Annotated in this window: 16 protein-coding genes; 14 read left to right on the forward strand and 2 right to left on the reverse strand. The window is 40.2% G+C overall.

Annotated features, from left to right (window positions below; all coding sequences use genetic code 11):
• The first annotated feature begins 166 nt into the window (after positions 1–166).
• The 14 genes from ABFX33_RS05820 (at position 167) to ABFX33_RS05880 (ending at position 18,613) form a co-directional block, all read left to right on the forward strand.
• Positions 167–1,045, forward strand: coding sequence for an AraC family transcriptional regulator (locus tag ABFX33_RS05820; RefSeq protein ID WP_346084806.1), 879 nt, complete (start codon positions 167–169; stop codon positions 1,043–1,045).
• Between the two features lie 420 nt (positions 1,046–1,465).
• Complete coding sequence (locus ABFX33_RS05825) at positions 1,466–4,582, forward strand: SusC/RagA family TonB-linked outer membrane protein (RefSeq protein WP_346084807.1); 3,117 nt, start codon at positions 1,466–1,468, stop codon at positions 4,580–4,582.
• 12 nt (positions 4,583–4,594) lie between these two features.
• Entirely contained in the window at positions 4,595–6,157 is a 1,563-nt protein-coding gene (locus tag ABFX33_RS05830; protein WP_346084808.1) for a RagB/SusD family nutrient uptake outer membrane protein, read from the forward strand.
• A gap of 684 nt (positions 6,158–6,841) precedes the next feature.
• Positions 6,842–8,260: a peptide-N-glycosidase F-related protein gene (locus tag ABFX33_RS05835; RefSeq protein WP_346084809.1), complete on the forward strand. Its 1,419-nt coding sequence runs from the start codon at positions 6,842–6,844 to the stop codon at positions 8,258–8,260.
• 235 nt (positions 8,261–8,495) lie between these two features.
• A complete protein-coding gene (locus ABFX33_RS05840; RefSeq protein WP_346084811.1) occupies positions 8,496–8,690 on the forward strand; it encodes a hypothetical protein in 195 nt (64 codons plus the stop codon).
• A gap of 150 nt (positions 8,691–8,840) precedes the next feature.
• Positions 8,841–10,175, forward strand: coding sequence for a sigma-54-dependent transcriptional regulator (locus tag ABFX33_RS05845; RefSeq protein ID WP_346084812.1), 1,335 nt, complete (start codon positions 8,841–8,843; stop codon positions 10,173–10,175).
• Positions 10,176–10,446: 271 nt separating this feature from the next.
• Positions 10,447–10,590: a hypothetical protein gene (locus tag ABFX33_RS05850; RefSeq protein ID WP_167457155.1), complete on the forward strand. Its 144-nt coding sequence runs from the start codon at positions 10,447–10,449 to the stop codon at positions 10,588–10,590.
• Positions 10,591–10,690: 100 nt separating this feature from the next.
• Complete coding sequence (locus tag ABFX33_RS05855) at positions 10,691–11,074, forward strand: DUF7674 family protein (RefSeq protein WP_120258665.1); 384 nt, start codon at positions 10,691–10,693, stop codon at positions 11,072–11,074.
• A complete protein-coding gene (kdpF, locus tag ABFX33_RS26695) occupies positions 11,071–11,148 on the forward strand; it encodes a K(+)-transporting ATPase subunit F (RefSeq protein ID WP_120259290.1) in 78 nt (25 codons plus the stop codon). Before ABFX33_RS05855 ends, kdpF begins: the two co-directional genes overlap by 4 nt.
• A gap of 105 nt (positions 11,149–11,253) precedes the next feature.
• On the forward strand, positions 11,254–12,942 hold the full coding sequence (kdpA, locus tag ABFX33_RS05860; protein ID WP_346084814.1) for a potassium-transporting ATPase subunit KdpA: 1,689 nt from the start codon (positions 11,254–11,256) through the stop codon (positions 12,940–12,942).
• Between the two features lie 22 nt (positions 12,943–12,964).
• Positions 12,965–14,974, forward strand: coding sequence for a potassium-transporting ATPase subunit KdpB (gene kdpB / locus ABFX33_RS05865; RefSeq protein ID WP_346084816.1), 2,010 nt, complete (start codon positions 12,965–12,967; stop codon positions 14,972–14,974).
• A 78-nt stretch (positions 14,975–15,052) separates the two neighbouring features.
• Positions 15,053–15,619, forward strand: coding sequence for a K(+)-transporting ATPase subunit C (locus tag ABFX33_RS05870; RefSeq protein WP_346084817.1), 567 nt, complete (start codon positions 15,053–15,055; stop codon positions 15,617–15,619).
• Positions 15,620–15,750: 131 nt separating this feature from the next.
• Complete coding sequence (locus ABFX33_RS05875) at positions 15,751–16,872, forward strand: sensor protein KdpD (protein WP_257088594.1); 1,122 nt, start codon at positions 15,751–15,753, stop codon at positions 16,870–16,872.
• 1 nt (position 16,873) lies between these two features.
• Positions 16,874–18,613 carry a sensor histidine kinase gene (locus ABFX33_RS05880; protein WP_346084818.1) on the forward strand — a complete coding sequence of 580 codons (1,740 nt, stop codon included), beginning with the start codon at positions 16,874–16,876 and terminating at the stop codon, positions 18,611–18,613.
• Between the two features lie 275 nt (positions 18,614–18,888).
• Here the strand turns inward: ABFX33_RS05880 and ABFX33_RS05885 are convergent, their stop codons facing one another.
• Complete coding sequence (locus ABFX33_RS05885; RefSeq protein ID WP_346084820.1) at positions 18,889–19,812, reverse strand: helix-turn-helix domain-containing protein; 924 nt, start codon at positions 19,810–19,812, stop codon at positions 18,889–18,891.
• Between the two features lie 190 nt (positions 19,813–20,002).
• Complete coding sequence (locus ABFX33_RS05890) at positions 20,003–20,890, reverse strand: CorA family divalent cation transporter (protein ID WP_346084822.1); 888 nt, start codon at positions 20,888–20,890, stop codon at positions 20,003–20,005.
• Positions 20,891–21,051 lie beyond the last annotated feature (161 nt).

The raw sequence follows: 21,051 nt of genomic DNA on the forward strand, positions 1-21,051 counted from the left end.
ACATTCTTTGCCAAAGATAGATGCTCTCGTATCGCAATACTACAACTGGTTATACAAAAAATAAAACTATTTATACCCAAATAGTAACATTTAAAATATTATTAAGTGAATATTGTTTGATATAATAACAAATACAGTATTTTTGTAGCAACCAATTTAGCTATGTATGAACAAATTATCCAAACCTCAATTTATAGAGCTTACGCCACCCAGCGAAAAGACAATCCATGTCAAATTGGTCGATCAGGAATTTTTAAGCAATCCACTGCACTTTCACGAGCTCTGTGAACTGGTGCTGATATTGGAAAGTTTCGGCAAGCGCATTGTGGGCAACAATGTAGCGACCTTTACACAAGGAGACCTGGTCTTGATGGGCCCCAATATCCCGCATATTTGGCGCAACGACGACTTATTTCTGCAGGCGAGCAATCAGTTGCGTGCCCGCGCCATCGTTGTCTATTTTCCGGCAGATTTTTTACTTCGCCTGACCGACGAACATCAAACCATCCAGGCCATGCAGCAATTTATCCGCAAGGCGCAACGTGGACTTCGTTTTTATGGTGAAACACTTGATAAGGCACAGGTCTTATTGGCAAAACTCAGTGATAAAGAAGGATTTCCTAAAATCATAGAATTCCTCAACCTTATCCAATTGCTACAGGAAACAGATGAATTTGAAAGCCTCGCTTCTGAAGGTTATCGACCCACATTTAGTGAACAGGAGACCCAACGTATCAATAAGGTCTACCTCTATGTCATGAGCAATTTTAAAGAAGATGTTAATCTACAGGTTGCCAGCGACATGCTCAATATGACCCCAAATGCTTTCTGCCGCTTTTTTAAACGCCATACCCAAAAGCCTTTTTCACGATTTGTCAATGAGATGCGGATTGGTCATGCTTGCAAATTACTGATGGACCGTACACTGAGCATTTCGGAGATCTGTTACGAATGTGGCTATCAAAACCTGACGAATTTTAATAAGTTCTTTAAGTCCATTATGAACAAGACACCACGGGAGTTTCGAAAAGAGATGGATTTATAGTATCTCAATTGACCACTTCTTACAGAAAATCCGATTATTTCTTGTCCTTTAAACCACTATGTAATCAACATTAAAGTGGTTTTTTCTTTTTCTGGTTAGTCCTACATGACCTAATTTCCTTTTTTACATCAGCACTGGTCATCCATCTTCAAAACATTACTTTTCTACCACTATCAATCGAAATACGGGTAGAATAATTCCAATAACAGACAGAATAGTGTTGGTTATCCATTTGCTGCCACATTAATTTTACAATACAAATAATTAGCAGGATTTGTCCCAAAAGACAGAAGGCTATAGACCAATGAATAGAAGCATCACCTATATATAGAAAAACACATCATATTAATATTCAAATAAATAGGTAATTCTTCTCAGCTGTAAAATTTACAAAACTTTTTATAAACTAAATTTTAATACATGAAAAGAAAGCTCAACGTTGACTTTCTAGGTGGCATGACAGCCTTCTTACTTTTGTTAGGAAATGTATCTTTTACGAAAGCAAGTATGCTCCATTACGCCTTGACAAATGCTACGCTGGATTTGCAGGAAAAAACCATTTCTGGGACAGTAGTTGATTCGGATGGCAAACCCATCACTGGGGTAAACATCAGTGTAAAAGGAACTTCCACAGTAGCTACTACCGATGCTGCTGGTAAGTTTACAATTGTTGCCGCTGAAAATCGCATCCTAGTCGCTAGTTTTATTGGTTACCTATCAAAGGAAATTCAACTAACAAAAAATTCTTCCAGCTTGATGATAAGCTTAGATTCGGATGTACACATGCTCGAAGAAACCGTTGTTGTTGGATTTGGAACACAAAAGAAAGCGACACTTACGGGTTCCGTCAGTGTAATGAAAGGTGATGCTGTCTCCAACAGGCCAATTACAAATGCAAGTCAAGCCCTCTCTGGCCAAGTACCGGGAGTATGGGTCAATCAGCAATCTGGCCAGCCTGGTCGTGATGGTGCCAGCATTCGCGTGCGCGGAATTGGTACAATAGGAACGAGTGATGCATTGGTTATCATTGATGGAATTGTGGGTTCCCTTGGTGCATTAAACGCAAATGACATTGAGTCCATATCTGTTTTAAAAGATGCTTCAGCAGCAATTTATGGCTCTAGAGCAGCAAATGGTGTCATTTTGGTGCAAACCAAAAGAGGAGCAAAAGGAAAAGTAAAAATAGACTTCTCCACCTCTTATGGTACACAGACAGCAACAAAACTACCGGAAATGATTACTAATTCCGTGGATTACATGAACCTTTACAACCAAGCGCTCGTCAACCAAGGAGCTCCAAAGTTTTTTAGTGAGGCTACGATAAACGAATATAAGAACGGTAAAGATCCAATTATCTATCCCAATACAGATTGGCTCGATGTTATTATGCGCAATGCGATGATACAGACCAATCAACTTGGTATTTCTGGTGGCGAAGGTAACACACAGTTCAATGTTTCATTAGGTTATATCAATCAAGACGGTATTGTTCAAAATGGGAATGCCAAACTCTATAATTTAAGAACTAATATTGATACTAAAGTCAATGAAAGATTGGATATAGGTTTGCGTTCGGGGGTTCGATATCAAAACCGCAAAGAGTCCTTTAATGGTTCAGGAAATTTATTTACAGAGCTGTATCGCACACTGCCTTATTATGGCACCTATACGTCCACAGGTGAATATGCTTCTACTTGGGTAAATTCCATCAATGCACAATTTAGAAATCCTTTGGCGATGGTCAATGAAGGAAAAAACAACAGTGCCTATGGCAATATCAATACCAACGTATTCTTAAATTACAAACTTCTCGAAGGACTTAAATTCAATGTGACAGCAGGGATAAACTATTCGACCAATGACAATCAGCTATTTGTTCCCAAAACCCTAGTTTACAACCCAAAAACCAATACGGCTACTTCCACAATGAATGCATCGGGGCCCAATGCCAGCAATAGTTGGGACAAAACGCTTTACAAAACGTTGTTTAGTAGTTTGACCTACAATAAGACTATCGCAAAAGACCACGATTTCACTTTAGCAGGTATCTATAGTCAGGAGGAAGAGGAATATCGCAGCCTGTCTGGTTCCATTATGGGATTTGTCAACAACTCCCTATCGGAGCTTAATGCCGGTCTGACCACTCCCCTCACAAATGGAACCACCTATGGATGGGCCCTTCGCTCCTATATTGGTCGGCTTAACTACGCCTTCCGGGAGAAGTATCTATTCGAGGTGATAGCACGTTATGACGGTTCTTCTCGCTTTTCACCCAAAAATAGATGGGGATTTTTCCCGTCGCTTTCCGTTGGCTGGCGCGTTACACAAGAAAATTTCATGAAAGATCAAACCTTCTTTGATGAGCTGAAGATCCGCAGCTCATGGGGTAGATCTGGAAATGATCGCATGGGATTCAATGACCAACGTGACCTTTATGCCTATATACCGACATTAGCCTTTGCCCGCTTCTATCCGATCAACGATAATATTGCGACCGGTATCGCGCAAATGTCGATTGTAGATGAAAACATTAAATGGGAAGTTGGGACAAAACGTAATATTGGGTTTGACGCCACAATCCTCAAACGGAAACTCAATGTCACTTTTGATTACTTCACTGATAAACGTGAAGGAATTTTACGCCAAATACAACTTCCAGATTTTATTGGTATTCGCAATGCTCCTTTCCGTAATCTTGCGACTGTTAGCAATAAAGGCTGGGAACTATCTGCTAATTATCAGCACAAAATTGGAGAATTGGATATTAATGCAGGTTTCAACCTAACTCATGTGAAAAACAAAATCGATTATATCCCGGATCCACAGAAAGGGCGTAACGCTTTGCTTCAAGGTGAGCCTATCAACGCTTTTTATATGTGGAAATCCCTCGGTATATTCCAATCTCAAAAAGAAGTAGATGAAAGCGCCAAACAGAATGCAGTCCCTACCCAGCCGGGAGATATCAAATTTGAAGATTTCAGTGGCCCCGAGGGAAAACCGGATGGTATCATTGATGCCTATGACCGACAAATTGTGGGTAAGCCTATTCCAACCTGGACCTACGGAGCCAACATCAATTTAGCTTACAAAGGCATTGATCTACGTGTTAATTTACAAGGCGTTTCCGATGTAGAATCCTATGTTGGAAGTGAATTATTTTTTCCTTTCTTAAATGGGGCGGGTGTAGCCAAAAGATGGGAATCTGGAAATACATGGACACCAGAAAACCCGAATGCTAAACTACCTAGGTTAGTACAATATAGTGCTTCAAATAGCCAGAATTATGCAGATAACAGCTTTTGGCTTCAAGATGCCTCATTTTTACGCATTAAAAATATCCAAATAGGCTACTCTCTCCCTGCCGATGTACTTGCTAAACTCAAGATTGCAGGTTTACGTATCTATATTGATGCACAGAATGCATTTACATTTACCAAGTTTGAAGGGTTGGATCCAGAGCGCGATCTCGCAAATTCTTCTCCGGCTCAATATCCAAATGTGCGGATCATCACAGCCGGTTTAAATTTAAAATTCTAAAAAAAGTATCTCATGACCATAACAAAATATTTCAGCATTGGACTGGCAACAATATCCCTGTTTGCCGTCTCTTGTCAAAAGGATTTTCTAAATAAGCTTCCGCAGGACTCGGTCTCGCCTGAGGTCTTTTGGAAAACAGAGGAAGATGCCAAAGCAGCCAATATTGGCTGTTATTCGGCACTTTGGGACGTCACGACCGAAGTACTTCCCTATCTGGATGTCTTAACACCAAATGCCTATAGCAATTACCCCTGGGAAGGATGGAAGAATATTTCGCTCAGTGCACAAACGCCCACTAGTTTAGGTGGTATGGGCGGAGTTTATACCGGTGCTTATGGTGGTATATCTGCAACAAACAACTTTTTGGCGAACATCGATAAAATTCAGATGAACGAAGAGCGAAAAGCCGTCATGAAGGGTGAAGCATATTTTTTAAGAGCATATTACTATTCCCTACTTGTAAACTATTGGGGCGGAGTTATTCTCGTGTTGGATTCTCCTAACATTGAGCAGATCAACGCAAAGAAAAGCACTAAGGAAGAAGTTTACGCACAGGTAGAAAAAGATCTGACTACTGCTGCGGGACTCCTACCTGTAGAACCAGCAGAAAAAGGAAGGGTAACAAAAGGATCAGCTTATGGTTTATTAACACGGATCAATCTTTACCAAAATAAATGGAATGATGCTGTAAAATCGGGCTCCGAAGTGATGAAATTAGGATATCAATTGTTTCCAAATTATCGTGGGCTTTTTTTAGAAGCGAATGAAAACAATAGCGAAGTGATCTTCGATGTCCAATTTCTACAGCCTAGGTTTCCTACAAGCTGGGATATTTACTTAGGCATTTATGCTCCTACAAATGCCCCTGGCTGGAGTTCAATAGAGCCAACACAAGATCTTGTTGACGAATACGAGATGAAAGATGGTAGTAAATACAGCGCTAGTAATCCTATTGTAGACCCCAAAGATCCGAATAATAACAGAGATCCAAGGCTTGACCAGACAATATTCAGAAAAGGTGTATTATACAACTCTGTTCCTTATCCTGTCACCGAAGACGGCTGGGCTGGTGTTTATACAGGATATAGTTATAAAAAGTATACCATATATGACAACAACACGAGCCTTTCTAACGCCATTGGAGGAACCGGTCTTTCTCAGATTAACGGTATTGTCATTCGTTATGCCGATATCCTCTTGATGTACGCCGAAGCGTTGAATGAACTATCTGGTCCAACGGCGGAAGTCTACGCAGCCGTCAATCAGGTACGTGCAAGGCCATCCGTTAAGATGCCAGCCTTACCAGCCGGACTCAACAAGGAACAAATGCGTGAGCGTATCCGTCACGAACGAAGGATAGAGTTTGCAGGCGAAGGACTATACTATTCGGATATACGTCGCTGGAAAATCGCCGAGGAAGTACTCAACAGATCCATCGTCTTAAATGGTGGGCAAACCAAGGGAGCAACAGAAAAAAGAATATTCCGAAAAGAAAAAGACTATTTGATGCCTTTTCCACAGAAAGATATCGACAACGCACCAAATATGAAAGATCAGCAGAATCCTGGTTACTAGTCCTATTAAAAGAATACAGTCCCATGCATATACATCGGACTGTATTCATCTCTTTCATCCACAGAAAGCAGATCTTTAATCCATATTTCCTCCTCATTTTTATTTCTGAATTCGAATTGTTGTTTTCATCCAATTTATTTTGTAGTCTTCATTGCATTCACCCTCTCTCTTTTAGTTTTCTTTGTATACCACATACATAACAACATTTACCTCTAATGAAAAGAGGTGGACTGGGCCATCATCCAAATTGCATTAAAAATCAGACAACATGTTGTTACATTCCTCACCATTAGATTACATTTTATTAACATTAGAAAAATAAAATTACACCACCAGCAAACAAACCGAAAGATTTACCCTAACATGGTAATCATCGTTTATTACTTATTTAGCCCATCATTTTGCATAAAAAGGAAAAATAGATTTGCAAGCCAAATAGTAAAGTTTTTAAAAGTTTTTAAAAAAAACATAAAAGATTGCAAAAGTTATTATAGATATACTTTATATTAGTTTTAATATTAAGGCTTCCTTAGTCGCAATAAATCAGTTATAACAGGCTCCTAAAGAGATCCATATGTTTTTTACTCTTTGTGGCTACAAGATACAGCTAAACGAATCATTGTTACTTGGACATGCATTCAGGATACAGAAACCAGCAGATTACATTTTTAAACTTAATATAATATGAGATCATTAAATTTTAAACTACCATTAGCGCTAGCTATGGGACTGCTTTCGCTGGCCTCCTGCCAAAAACAATCCGAAAAGGAAGATGTACTTCCGAAAATTTCAACTCGGGCACAAGTGCCTACGCCTAATATTGGTGAAGTGAAACTTCAGGAAGGTGTATTGTTTTATCCTGCAAATAAAGTATCCAACATCAATTCCAGTACTGTGGCGCTCGAAGTCGGCAATTATGACAAATTGGTGTATGCGACCAAACTAACTGACTTACAACAGCAGGGACTGGGGGCCACATTAGCACTCAACCTCAATGTATATGCCGGAACGGCCCAAACAGAACCATTCGGGTATCTCTATTATTTTAAAACTGCCAAGGGAACAGCAGTTCCATCGACAGAAAACGACCCCGTCTTGACAACTGCATATCAGACAGGTCGGGTAGAAATAGCGCGTTATATTCTTCCCTACCTGTCTACGGTATGGAATCAAAGCGGCTTAGTTACGATTACAACCAGCTCTCCAGTAGTACCCTACACGTTCGATATCAGTCCCTTTGCCTCAGCGCTCAAAGATCAGGATTCGACAGTTTGGATTGCATCCAGTCAGGGGCAACCCGGTAATAGTTCCTATACATACAAAACCGATCTAACCTTAACAAGTTCAGGCAACACCGACTTAAGTTCCTGGCAAAAAGACAACTATACTTTACCGATCGTTGGTTTTGCTGGATTGGGCAGCACATTGTCACAGACCAAGTCCATCAGCAGATCTTTTACGGTTCCTGACGATATTACCAATGCAAAAATTAGGGTCATTTACACTGGACCTGAAGGCTACTATACGACAAATGTCTTAAAGTTAGACAACCAGCAAATAGATTCCTACAGTACACGTATGGTCTGTGTACCCGAGCAACGCTACCAGCAACGAAACCCGTCTGTAGCCAACGGAACTGTACAACCCGGCCTATGGAACTATCCTACAAGAAATTATTGTCAAAGCGACACCGTTCCACCGCATACAACCTTGCTGACCAACAAATTGACCAAAGGAACCCATGAGATCAAACTTGACATGACACAGAACGTCGCGGGCAGAAGCGACTACGGAGGTAGCATTCAGATCTCCATTAGTCTTATCGGTACCCGTGTCCTAGGTGCTACACTATTTCAACATTGCGATTATGCCGGCAACAATGCGATCCTTGCCATTGGCTCCTATACAACTGCTCAAATGCTTGCAAAAGGCATCAATAACAATGATATTTCTTCGCTCAAAATTCCAGCAAACTATAAGGTCACGCTCTACGACGGGGACAACTTTACTGGGGCTTCCTTAGTACTTACTGCAAATGAAACCTGCCTAATCAACAAAAACTTTAATGATAAGGTATCATCCCTAAAAATTGAAAAAATCTAATTTTAACACATTCCAATGCCCACGATCTGCTTAATACATATGTAGGTCGTGGATATACATTATGCTGTAAAACGTTAGCCTATCATTTTGAAAATAACCTTCTCAAAATGATAGGCATCTGTTCAAGCTATGCCGGCATCAAATATCCACAACTAACTAAAAATCAATATATTAAAAATAAAAAACCATTACTGGAGTAAATTTTGATTTAAAATAAAACTAATTTAAATCAGAAATGAACAGATTGAATATAAAATGGAAACAGGAAGTGGAACCGCCATCATTTCCAAAGTGGCTCAAATCCTATCACCTCCTGCTATGCGCTGTTATTATAGTAGTTGCTTTTGGAGCAGTTTTAAAACATTTTGGTGCAAAAAGAATGGATGGCAATAGCCATTACAGTTCAAGCAAGATCACGATATCGAGATAGCCCGATTAGATGACTTTATAACATTCCTAGCGATCAAGCCATCTATTGAAGCTAGAAATTCGTAAATACACAAACTAACTGAAAGCTAAGCGACAACATGATCGCGACATGTAGCGTCTGCCATGCTTTATCAACAGGAAATTATATCACGTGAAAGTACTTATCATTGATGATGAAGACAAGTTGCGGAACTTGTTATCAAAAATTATTAGCTTCGAAGGCTTTGAGGTCTTTCAGGCCTCCAGTATTAAATCAGGCTTAAAACAATTGGAACTGGAAGAGATAGATGTCATTGTATCTGACGTCAAACTTCCCGATGGGAATGGCGTAGAGACAGCCAAGATTATCAAAAGCAAATATCCTGCAGTCGAAATTATTCTTTTGACTGCTTTTGGGAATATCCCGGACAGTGTTGACGCCATCAAAAACGGTGCTTTTGACTATATCACCAAAGGGAACGACAACGACAGAATAATCCCACTGCTGTACAAAGCCGGTGAAAAGGCCGTGCTCAATAAAAAAGTTCAAAAACTCGAAAAGCAGCTTGGTGAAAAACATTCTTTTGATAAGATCATCGGACGGTCTAAATCCATCATGAAGGCAATTGATCTGGCCAAAAGAGTCGCTACGTCAAATACAACTGTACTACTGACTGGAGAAACCGGAACCGGAAAAGAGGTTTTTGCTCAGGCAATACATCTGGCCAGCTTGCGTGCAAATCACAATTTTGTAGCAATCAATTGCTCAGCTTTCAGCAAAGAGCTCCTTGAAAACGAGCTTTTCGGACATAAGGCTGGCGCTTTTACAGGAGCGGCCAAAGATCAAAAAGGGCTCTTTGAAGAAGCGCACAAAGGAACAATCTTCTTGGATGAGATCGGTGAAATGGAAATAGAGCTACAGGCCAAAATATTACGTGTATTGGAAACAGGTGAATTCCTGCGCGTGGGCGATAACAAACCCACCAAAGTAGATGTCCGCATCATTGCAGCCACAAATCGCAATTTAGAAAATGAAATTGAACTCGGTAATTTTAGGAATGACCTCTTTTATCGCTTATCGGTCTTTGCAATACCACTTCCCTCCTTGCGCGAAAGATCCAAAGACATTCGATTATTGGCAGAACACTTTGTCAGTTGGTTTGCTGTAAAGTCCAATCGACGAGCATTGACATTAACAGAAGAATATCTCGGCGCATTAGAGAGAAATGCATGGAAAGGCAATATCCGTGAGCTGAAAAATGTGATCGAACGAAGCGTGATATTAGCAGAAGATGAGATCCTCACCTTAGATACCCTGCCAATAGACCTGCAACAAGACAACAAAGACAGTGCGATGACGTCAACATTTTCGATGGCCAGCGTAGAAAAAACACATATCCTGAAAATATTAAACTACACCCAAGGCAATAAAACAGAAACAGCCAGACTCTTAGAAATAGGCTTAGCAACCCTATACCGAAAAATAGACCACTATAAAATATCCTAGAAATGGGCAAATTTACGCCCATTAAAACCCAATCCAAGAATATTCCTATCAACAGCAACAGCCTGCAGAGATCAATCAGCTGCTATTCATATCCGCTTTTTATGTAAAAAACAATAACCTATCATTTTGATAATCCACCTTATCAAAATGATAGGTTATTTGTTTTCCACCCTCACAAAAATAAACCACAACAAACTAAAAAACAGTCAATTACACTACCACAAAAACTATTGGAATACATTTTGGCATATCGGATATAAAATAAATAAAAATGAGCAAGACAGATGTTAAATGGGAACAGGAACAAGAGCCACTATCGTTCCCTAAATGGTTAAAATCTTATCACTTATTGTTCTTTGCAACACTTGTGGTATTGATTTTCGGAGCAATAATAAAACAGTATAGTACAGTCTAATCAATCACAAAATGATCACATTAATATTAATACTGGCAGGAGTAGCCTGCTTCGGTCTATTCATTAAGTCAATTGACTTTTTTGATAAAATCTAGTAAGAATGAATAAAATAAATGAACAATCCGCAAGTCAATATCTTGCCGATCATTATGGGGAAATAAAAGAAGAAATCAATGATCTGTCATCCCGAAGAAATTTTGCTGGAATATTTCAGGCCATTGTGAACCATATCAATTACCTACTTTCTAATGGCCAGATCGAAAAAATTGGTAATCGATTAAAATATATGGGATGGCTTTATAGAAGGGGAAATGAACAGGTACGCAACATCATCGAAAATCTCTTTGTACGTTCTTTTCGGGGAATGAAAAGAAGATGCACATCCGAAGAATGGATCTATATGTATCAGCAGATTCCAAAAAATCTTAAACAAATTTATTTGTTGCAAAGCAACAGCTATATCACTCAAAAATCTTTTATATGACAGCACTATTTGTGGTAGCTATTGGTGTATTCGTTTACATCTGCTACGTACTGCTAAAACCAGAGAAATTTTAAATCACAATAGCTGATGAAAGAAGAAAAGGTTAAAATCTTATGTAGATAAGGGACAACAGAATTTCATCAGATAGTATGTAGAGAAATTAAATAATATTAACAGAAATGAATACAGAAATTTTAGGAATAATCGTAATGTTTGTCATAACAGTATTGCTTGCAATACCGTTAGGCAAATACATTGCAAAAGTCTATGGAGGCGAAAAAACACTGCTTGACCCCATATTTAATCCCATAGAGCGGATCTTTTATAAAGTCAGCGGGATCAATCCACAGACGGAAATGAACTGGAAACAACAGATGGTAGCGATGGTCAGCATCAATATGATCTGGTTTTTAATGGGTATGCTCATCTTGATGACACAGGGGAGCCTGCCACTGAACCCGGACAATAATCCGAGTATGTCGGCGGATCTCGCATTCAACACGGTCATTTCATTTGTCGTTAACTGTAACCTGCAACACTATTCAGGTGAGACCGGACTCAGTTATCTGGGACAATACTGGCTAATGTTCCTACAATTTGTAAGTGCAGGTATCGGTATGGCAGCTGCCGTACTTGTGTTCAGAGCATTCCGTGATCGCACGGCAAGTACATTGGGAAATTTTTACAACTATTTTGTAAAATCATGTACACGTATATTATTACCGCTTTCATTGCTTGTGGCTATCATCCTTGCTTTTGAGGGTACACCAATGACTTTTGAAGGAAAAGATACCATTACAACGCTGCAAGGTGATACTGTAGCCGTGTCGAGAGGTCCTGCTGCAGCCTTTGTAGCCATTAAACATATCGGAACAAATGGCGGTGGATTTTACGGTGCAAACTCAGTCCACCCATTTGAAAATCCTTCGTATCTCTCCAATATGGTCGAGATGGTCGCGCAGATGATTATCCCCTTAGCCATGATTTTTGCGCTGGGTATCTTCATCAAGCGACGGAAGCTCTCCTGGATGATATTTGGTGTCATGACAGTCGGCTTCCTTTTTCTTGTCATTCCGAATATTATGATGGAGACCAAAGGTAATCCAGCGATTGCTGCGATGGGAGTCGATAATTCTCTCGGAGCAATGGAGGGTAAAGAAGTCCGCTTTGGAGCGCCCGCATCCGGTTTTTGGAGTATCGTGACCACAGTAATTTCGACAGGCTCGATTAATTCCATGCACGATAGCACCATGCCTCTATCCGGTATGAATGAGTTACTTGCCATGATGATAAATGCCTTCTACGGCGGTTGTGGCGTAGGTATCCTGAACTTCTTTATTTTCATCATTCTTGCCGTGTTTATCAGTGGACTGATGGTTGGCCGGACACCTGAGTTTTTAGGAAAAAAAGTGGAAGCCAGAGAAATGAAAATCGCTATGATTATCGCACTGCTGCATCCATTTCTAATCCTGGTAGGAACAGCTTTAGCAGCTGCAGCACCACAATACACCGCAGCAACACTAAACAACCCTGGATTCCACGGCTTTAGTGAAATGCTTTACGAATACACGTCATCGGCGGCAAATAATGGTAGTGGATTTGAAGGATTGGGAGACAACACCCTATGGTGGAACGTCAGTACAGGTTTCGTACTTATTTTATCCCGCTTCTTACCGATTATCGGACCTGTGGCCATCGCCGGTTTATTGGCTGAAAAGAAATTTATTCCTGAGGGAGATGGAACATTGAAAACAGATACAGCAACTTTCGGACTTATGGTATTTGCTGTCATAGCCATTGTCGCTGCACTTTCCTTTTTCCCTGCATTGGCATTAGGCCCTATTGCGGAGTACTTCTCACTTTATTAAACATTGATTAAAGAAATTAGAAATGAACAAAAATACATCACTGTTTCAAAAAGACATGGTACAGGAAGCACTGAAACAGTCTTTTGTGAAACTAAACCCGAAAACAATGTTCCGCAATCCGGTTATGTTTACCGTATGGATCGGAACTGTGGTCATGCTGATCGTCAGTTTATGGACCTTGGCAGGAGCACAAGGACAGGGAAGTTTTGGTTACAACTTTGCCGTATTTGTCATATTATTACTCACACTGTTGTTTGCCAACTTTGCTGAGGCCATTGCCGAAGCAAGGGGAAAAGCGCAGGCGGATAGCCTGCGCAAAACAAGAGAAGAAACTCCAGCCAAACTTAAAAGCGGCCAGACTATCTCCTCTGCCCAGTTAAAAAAAGGCGATATTTTCGTCTGCGAAGCCGGCGATATTATCCCCTCAGATGGTGAGATCATGGAAGGACTTGCTACAATTGATGAAAGTGCCATCACCGGTGAATCCGCCCCTGTCATTCGGGAAGCAGGTGGAGACAAAAGCTCCGTAACAGGTGGAACCAAGGTGCTTTCCGATAAAATAGTCGTGCAGGTAACCACACAACCCGGTGAGAGCTTCCTTGATAAAATGATCGCCCTGGTAGAAGGTGCTTCAAGACAAAAAACACCCAATGAAATCGCCTTGACTATTTTACTGGCAGGCTTTACATTGGTATTTATCATCGTCTGTGTGACATTAAAACCATTTGCAGATCATGCGAATGTCGGTATCACCATTGCATCATTCATTTCCCTATTTGTCTGTCTTATCCCGACGACAATTGGGGGATTACTTTCAGCAATAGGTATCGCCGGAATGGACAGAGCCCTACGTGCAAATGTCATTACCAAAAGTGGTAAGGCTGTGGAAACAGCAGGTGATATTGATGTATTATTATTGGACAAAACAGGAACAATAACCATCGGTAACCGTAAGGCTACTCATTTTCACCCCGCACATGGTATTGATGAGAAAAAATTAATAAAAGCAGCTGTATTGAGCTCTATGGCTGATGAAACGCCCGAAGGTAAATCTATTATAGAACTTGCCGGCATCAATCCGCTGAGCTATGAAGTGAAGAACCCTGCATTCATCAAGTTTACAGCTGAGACACGAAGTTCAGGTATAGACTATGAAAACATACGTATCCGAAAAGGTGCAACTGATGCGATTAAAAATCTTGTTACAGGAGCTGGCAATAGATTCCCAGAAGAAGTCGAGGAAAGTGTTAAGGCGATCTCCCAAAATGGAGGAACACCCCTAGTGGTTTCCGAAAATGACATCGCCCTGGGTGTGATCGAACTACAAGATATCATCAAACCCGGTATTCATGAAAGGTTTGAACGTCTTCGTAAAATGGGGATCAAAACAGTGATGGTAACGGGTGACAACCCCTTGACCGCGAAGTTTATTGCCGATAAAGCTGGTGTGGATGATTTTATCGCCGAAGCCAAACCAGAGGACAAAATGAACTACATCAAAAAAGAGCAATCCGAAGGCCGATTAGTGGCTATGATGGGTGACGGAACAAATGACGCTCCAGCTTTGGCACAGGCCGATGTGGGCGTTGCCATGAATTCGGGCACGCAGGCAGCAAAAGAAGCTGGAAATATGGTTGATCTGGACAACGACCCGACCAAACTGATCGAGGTGGTTGAAATCGGTAAACAATTATTGATGACCAGGGGAACATTAACGACCTTTAGTATCGCCAATGATGTCGCTAAATATTTTGCGATTATTCCCGCCCTGTTTATCACCGCTATTCCAGCGCTACAGGGGCTGAATATCATGAAATTGCACAGCCCAGAAAGCGCTATTCTGTCAGCCGTTATTTTCAATGCCATTATTATTCCGATGCTGATTCCATTGGCACTTAAAGGTGTTGCCTATAAACCGATTGGAGCAAGCGCCTTATTGCGCCGAAACCTACTCATATTCGGATTGGGCGGGATTGCCGTTCCTTTTCTAGGTATTAAGGTGATTGATATGTTCGTCGCTATTTTCTTTTAATCCGTAAATAAATCAAGAGGAAAAAAATCTCACAGGACTTGTTTCCTTGCAGTTTTACCCTCATAAAATATAACTGAAATGAAAAAACACATTTTACCCGCATTAAAGCTGACCATCATTATGATCCTCTTCTTTACAGTGATCTATCCTTTAGTTGTCTGGGGAATGGCCCAGTTTTCCTCCAACGCGGGAAAGGGAAAAATCATTGAGCATAATGGTAAAAAGTACTATTCAAATATTGGTCAGGCCTTCACAGCCGACAAATACTTTTGGTCGAGACCGTCTGCCGTAAATTATAATGCTGCCGGTTCCGGAGCCAGTAATAAAGGGCCTTCAAATGAAGAATATCTTGGTCAGGTGCAGGCACGTATCGATACATTTTTAGTACACAACCCTGGTATCAAAAAATCCGAAATACCCGTCGATCTGATTACCGCAAGTGGAAGTGGATTAGATCCAAATTTTTCTGTTCAGGCGGCCAAAGTTCAGGTCAAACGTATCGCTACTGTACGAGGTATCGAAGAACAGAAAATAAATCAATTGATCGAGGAAAATACCGAAAGCCCTTTATGGGGAATTTTCGGTCCTCAAAAAATCAATGTGTTAAAGCTCAACATCGCCTTGGATAAGTTGGCGAGCAGATAAAGAACTCCAACCAAGAACCTATCATGCTTTGTTTAGCTGCTTTTTCAGCTAAGCAGGGCGGATAGATTAATAATTCCCCTTGGCAATTTGTTTAAGGGGAATTTGTAAGTTTATAAAAGTTATCACATGTTATGGATGAAAGAAAAAGTGCAGAACATTTTTTAAATCTGATTCAGAAATCCCGAAGAGGTAAATTCAAACTCTATATCGGGATGAGTGCCGGAGTTGGGAAGACCTTCCGTATGCTTCAGGAAGCACATGCGCTTTTACAGAGTGGTATCGATGTCAGGATCGGCTATATCGAAACCCATCAGCGTATCGAAACCCATGCGTTGCTGGCCGGCCTACCTATTATCCCAAGGAGAACATTGTTCTACAAAGGCAAGGAGCTCGAGGAAATGGATGTACAGGCCATTATAAATCTTAGTCCTGAGGTCGTTATCGTCGATGAACTAGCACATACAAACATAGAAGGAAGTAAAAACGAAAAAAGATGGCTGGATGTAATGGATATTCTTGATGCCGGTATTAATGTCATCAGCGCTGTAAACATCCAACATATCGAGAGCCTCAATGACGAAGTCAGAGAAATCACAGGTATCGATGTGCAAGAACGAATTCCCGACAGTGTGGTTGCCCAAGCCGATGAAGTTGTCAATATCGACTTAACGGCAGAGGAGCTGATTAACAGGCTAAAGGAAGGTAAGATTTATGAAAATTCAAAGATAGCCGCAGCCCTCAACAATTTCTTCAAAAGTGAACATATCCTGCAGTTGCGCGAACTGGCATTAAAAGAAGTAGCCTCACAGGTGCAAAGAAAGGTTGAAACGGAAGTTGCCCTCAATCGAAATGTTAAGAAAGAACGTTTTCTGGCCTGCATCAGTTCAAACGAACAAACGGCCAAAAATGTCATCAGGAAAACTGCCCGTTTGGCCAATTACTATAATAGCAAATGGTTTGTCATGTATGTACAGGTTCCCAAAGAAAGCATGGATCGGATCGCATTGGATAAACAGCGACATCTCATCAATAATTTTAAACTGGCCACCGAGCTGGGGGCTGAAATTATTAAAGTAAAGGCCAAGAATGCCACCAAAGCCATTATCAAAGAATGTGAAGAACGTATGATCACGACGGTCTGTATCGGTAAACCACATATCAATCTGATTAAAGTCATACTCGCAACCGATACATTCAATACATTATTGAATAAATTGTCTCAGGAAAATATTGATCTCGTAATATTGTCATAAAATGAAAATTAAAGCAAAATTAACATTTGGAGTAGGGCTCCTATTTATATTGATCGTAGCCCTGGCTGTTATTAGCGGATGGTATGTTAATCTGCTCAAAAGAGACACGAATAATATACTTGTTGCCAATTACAACACCTTACTCTATTCGCGGAATATGCTTCTGGCACTGGAAGATATCAATAAGGATGCTGCAGCATTTGATACGTTTCAAAATAATTTGACGCTACAAATGGGCAACGTCACTGAAATTGGCGAGATCGAAAGGACAAACCTGATTGTCAAACACTTCAATTCGCTTAAAAATAAACCCGATGATGCACAACTAAGCTCATCCATCCGAAAAGACATCACCGAATTAATGCGGCTAAATATGGATGCGATCAGTAGAAAAAGTAACATTGCAGATGAAACTGCCCGCAGAGCAATACTCATCATCTCATTTACAGGAGCACTCTGTTTTCTGATCGCGGTCATATTACTGATCAATCTTCCGTCCAATATTGCCAATCCCATCCGGGAGCTAACCGAAAGCATCAAGGAAATTGCCAGCCAAAATTATTCAAAACGCGTCAACTTTGGCGGACATAACGAATTTGGAGATCTGGCACGATCATTTAATACCATGGCTGAGAAGCTGGAAGAATATTCGGACAGCAAATTAGAGAAGATCCTGAAAGGGAAAAAGCGGATCGAAACCTTGATCGACAACATGCATGATCCTGTTATTGGTATCGACGAAAATAAAAAGGTCCTATTTGCCAACGATGAAGCCTTGAATATATCAGGACTGCGGAAAGAAGATTTCATTGGAAAAGCCGTACAAGATATCGCCGTCACCAATGATCTGATCCGGGATATTATAAAAGACATCTTTCTACCAGCACCAAAAAGCAACAAAGCCGAACAGTTGAAGATCTATGCGGATGGTAAAGAAAGTTATTTTGAGAAGGAAGTCATCGACATCAATATCGTCCCCACCGGCGAAACAGATATTAAATTTATCGGCCAGGTGATCCTATTGCGTAATATTACCCCCTTTAAAGAACTTGATCTTGCCAAAACAAATTTTATGGGAACGGTATCGCATGAGTTTAAAACACCTATTTCATCTATTCAGATGGGCGTACAACTGTTGGAGAATGAAAAAGTAGGTCTTTTAAATAGCGAACAAAAAGACCTGATCAATGGGATAAAAGACGATACCGACAGACTACTGAAAATAACAGGAGAACTACTCAATATAACACAGGTCGAAAGCGGATCCATACAAATCAATCTGCTACCATCAGAGATCAAACCTATTATCGAGTATGCTGTCAACGCTAATAAATCTGCCGCAGACAATAAAAACATACAGATTGCAATTGAAATGGATGAGAATGCCTCTACAGCTGTGACTGACAGTGAAAAATCGGCTTGGGTACTGACCAATTTAATTTCCAATGCGATACGTTATTCGTACGAGAATTCGAAGATATCCATCAAAACGGAACGTGAGAATAATCAGGTCAAGTTTTCAGTCTCCGATACCGGACAAGGTATACAGTCCCAATATCTAAAAAAGATTTTTGAGCGATATTTCCGTATTCCTGGCACAAAAAAAGAAGGCACTGGTTTAGGCCTGAGTATCAGCAAAGAATTTATTGAAGCACAGGGCGGAGGAATTTGGGTCGAAAGTGAGTACGGTGCCGGAAGTACCTTTTATTTTACACTTAATATGGATAATAAAGCGGTGTAATCAGCTGGTTCTATGTACCGAATTTAGCGCAAAGTGCGGGATACAGATAACAGGAGTAGTTTTAGCTGAACTCTACAACTGCCGTTAGGATTGTTTTTTTTATAAACAGGACTGTCCAAAATGACAATGCCCCCAAAAAGCCTTTAACTTTTTGGGGGCATTTTTTATGAACCCCGCCCTCATTCATTGCTCAGTGCCTCGGCTTTATTTATTTGGCAAGTCGTCTATTTTGTCATTGTTCGCTGCAAATCGCCATCGCCCTTTAGCTCTTCAGATCAGTACGCAGACTCCTCTAGAAGGGTTATCCCCGTTAAGTTTGCTTCATTATTCTTCAGAAAAGCATAGGTCAGCCGATCAACCTTGCAATCGGAAAACTCCACTTTTTTAAATTTTCTATTGTATTTAAAAAAGGTATTCAAGATGGTGGCTCCCTGAAATTTGACTTTATAAAACCCACAGCCCTCAAAATGACAGTCTTCGATCATACCTTCAAAAATAACATCACTGATTCCTGTATTTTTAAATGAGGTGTTTTTCAGCACGGTATTGGTCATTTCATTGCTCTCAAAACAACCGGTATCAAATCTGGCACCGGTAAAATCTGCATCAGAGAAATTACACTTTCCGATATTGCTTCTCGAAAAATCAGCGTCAATAAAGGAGCAACGATTAAACTGATTCTTTAGCAGATTAGAAGACTGTATTTTACTGTTTGTGAGGTCTGAAGAGGAGAAGTCACATAATTCGATATTATTCTTGCCAAGTATCAACCCCGATAGATCTGCGTTTATAAACTTGCAATTTTTTATATTGGAAGAGCTGAACTGTTCCTTCAGATTCTTTAAGCCGGAGAAATCTGCATTTTCCCAGTTGCCTTTCGACATATCCCAGCTACGGCCGACTTGGTTTTCGGATTTCGATACCGGCTCCGTTAGGTAAGCCTGATGATCGGCAGACTCCCGATCCATATGGTCAATTTGATCCCTATGAAAACTTTCGGAAAAATAATTGAGGTCTACAGCAAGTATCTCCGCTAGCCTGTTCAATGTCACGATATCTGGCATCGATTCACCGCGCTCCCATTTACCTACCGCTTGTGGACTGATCGAAACCTGCTGCGCAAGTTCGGCCTGTGAAAGATTTGTTTTCTTTCTTGCTTCGGCTATTTTATTGCCGATTGATTTAGAATTTAGCATCATGTCTTTATATTTTTTTGATACTACAAAGTTATTTTGCAGGCCAGTATCACAGCGAATAAACAGCACTACCCTTAGTTGTATTTACACTACTTATTGTTGTATTTAACAATCCATGGTTGTATTCCTCTCTTTTAATAAAATATAAGCGTTATTTTTCCGATCGTACTACGAGTAGCATAGCATTGGAAATTTAGATAATCCGTCTGCGTTTGAACCATAAATAGATGATTATAGAAATAATTGCCATTACCCCGAGCGTGATAAAATAGCCAAAGCGCCACTTCAATTCGGGCATATTTTCAAAGTTCATCCCATAAATTCCTGCTAAAAAAGTCAATGGTAAAAAGAATGCCGAAAAAATAGTCAGCAATTTCATGACATCATTGCTTTTTTGGGCATTGACAGAATGGTAGGTGGTCAATAAATTGTTGGCATTTTCGATGACTTCATCATAACTGAGTATAAGATTCAATAGTTTGTCTTTTATATCCTGCAAAGCAGTCTTGTTATTCTCCGCCACCTCAATTTGGTGGGTTACGTTCTGAAAGATCTGTAAAAGTTTCTTTGTAATCCGGGTCTGTGCTTTCAGGAAATATAGATCTTTTAAAGACACCCTTGCATAGTCTTTAAGAAATATTGTTTGTTCTATTTCGATGATCTTTTCGTCCAGTGTATCCAATGGTGTTTGGTAAGTTTCAACCATTTTATAAATCAAATAGACCAGTAGTTCTTCCGAGGTTTCATATTTTTGCTTTACGGTATCTAAGAAAGCAAATTGGCTACGATGTATCGTGATGAGCTTGTGTCCATTGTAGAAAAAGGCTATTTTATTTGATAATTCATTGATTGTCGTTGCCCCCTTTTCAATGGTGGATGTAAATGCCCTCAATATCAAAAAATTATAATTGGGTTGACTTTCAAACTTGGGCAAATGCCCCGGTTCCAGGCTATCCTTTATCTGAAAATAGTCTAATTGATATTCTTCAGCAATTTTGTTCAGGCTTTCTTTGTCCGGTTGACAGATATCTATCCAAACGAAGTTATCAAATTGGGTTCTATGTTGGTCAATAGTTTTCATCGAATTTTTATTTTCTTCTACTTTAAAAGCTGACTTTACATGCGCATCTATCCTTCCAGCTAAATGGTTGTTTATCCTTACATGCCCCTTCGAAATTAATAATATTTCAATGGATTAGTTTGCTCAGCCCAAGAAAATTTTTGAGATGATTAGACTTATAT

Source organism: Sphingobacterium ginsenosidimutans, assembly GCF_039536865.1.
Lineage (GTDB): Bacteria > Bacteroidota > Bacteroidia > Sphingobacteriales > Sphingobacteriaceae > Sphingobacterium > Sphingobacterium detergens.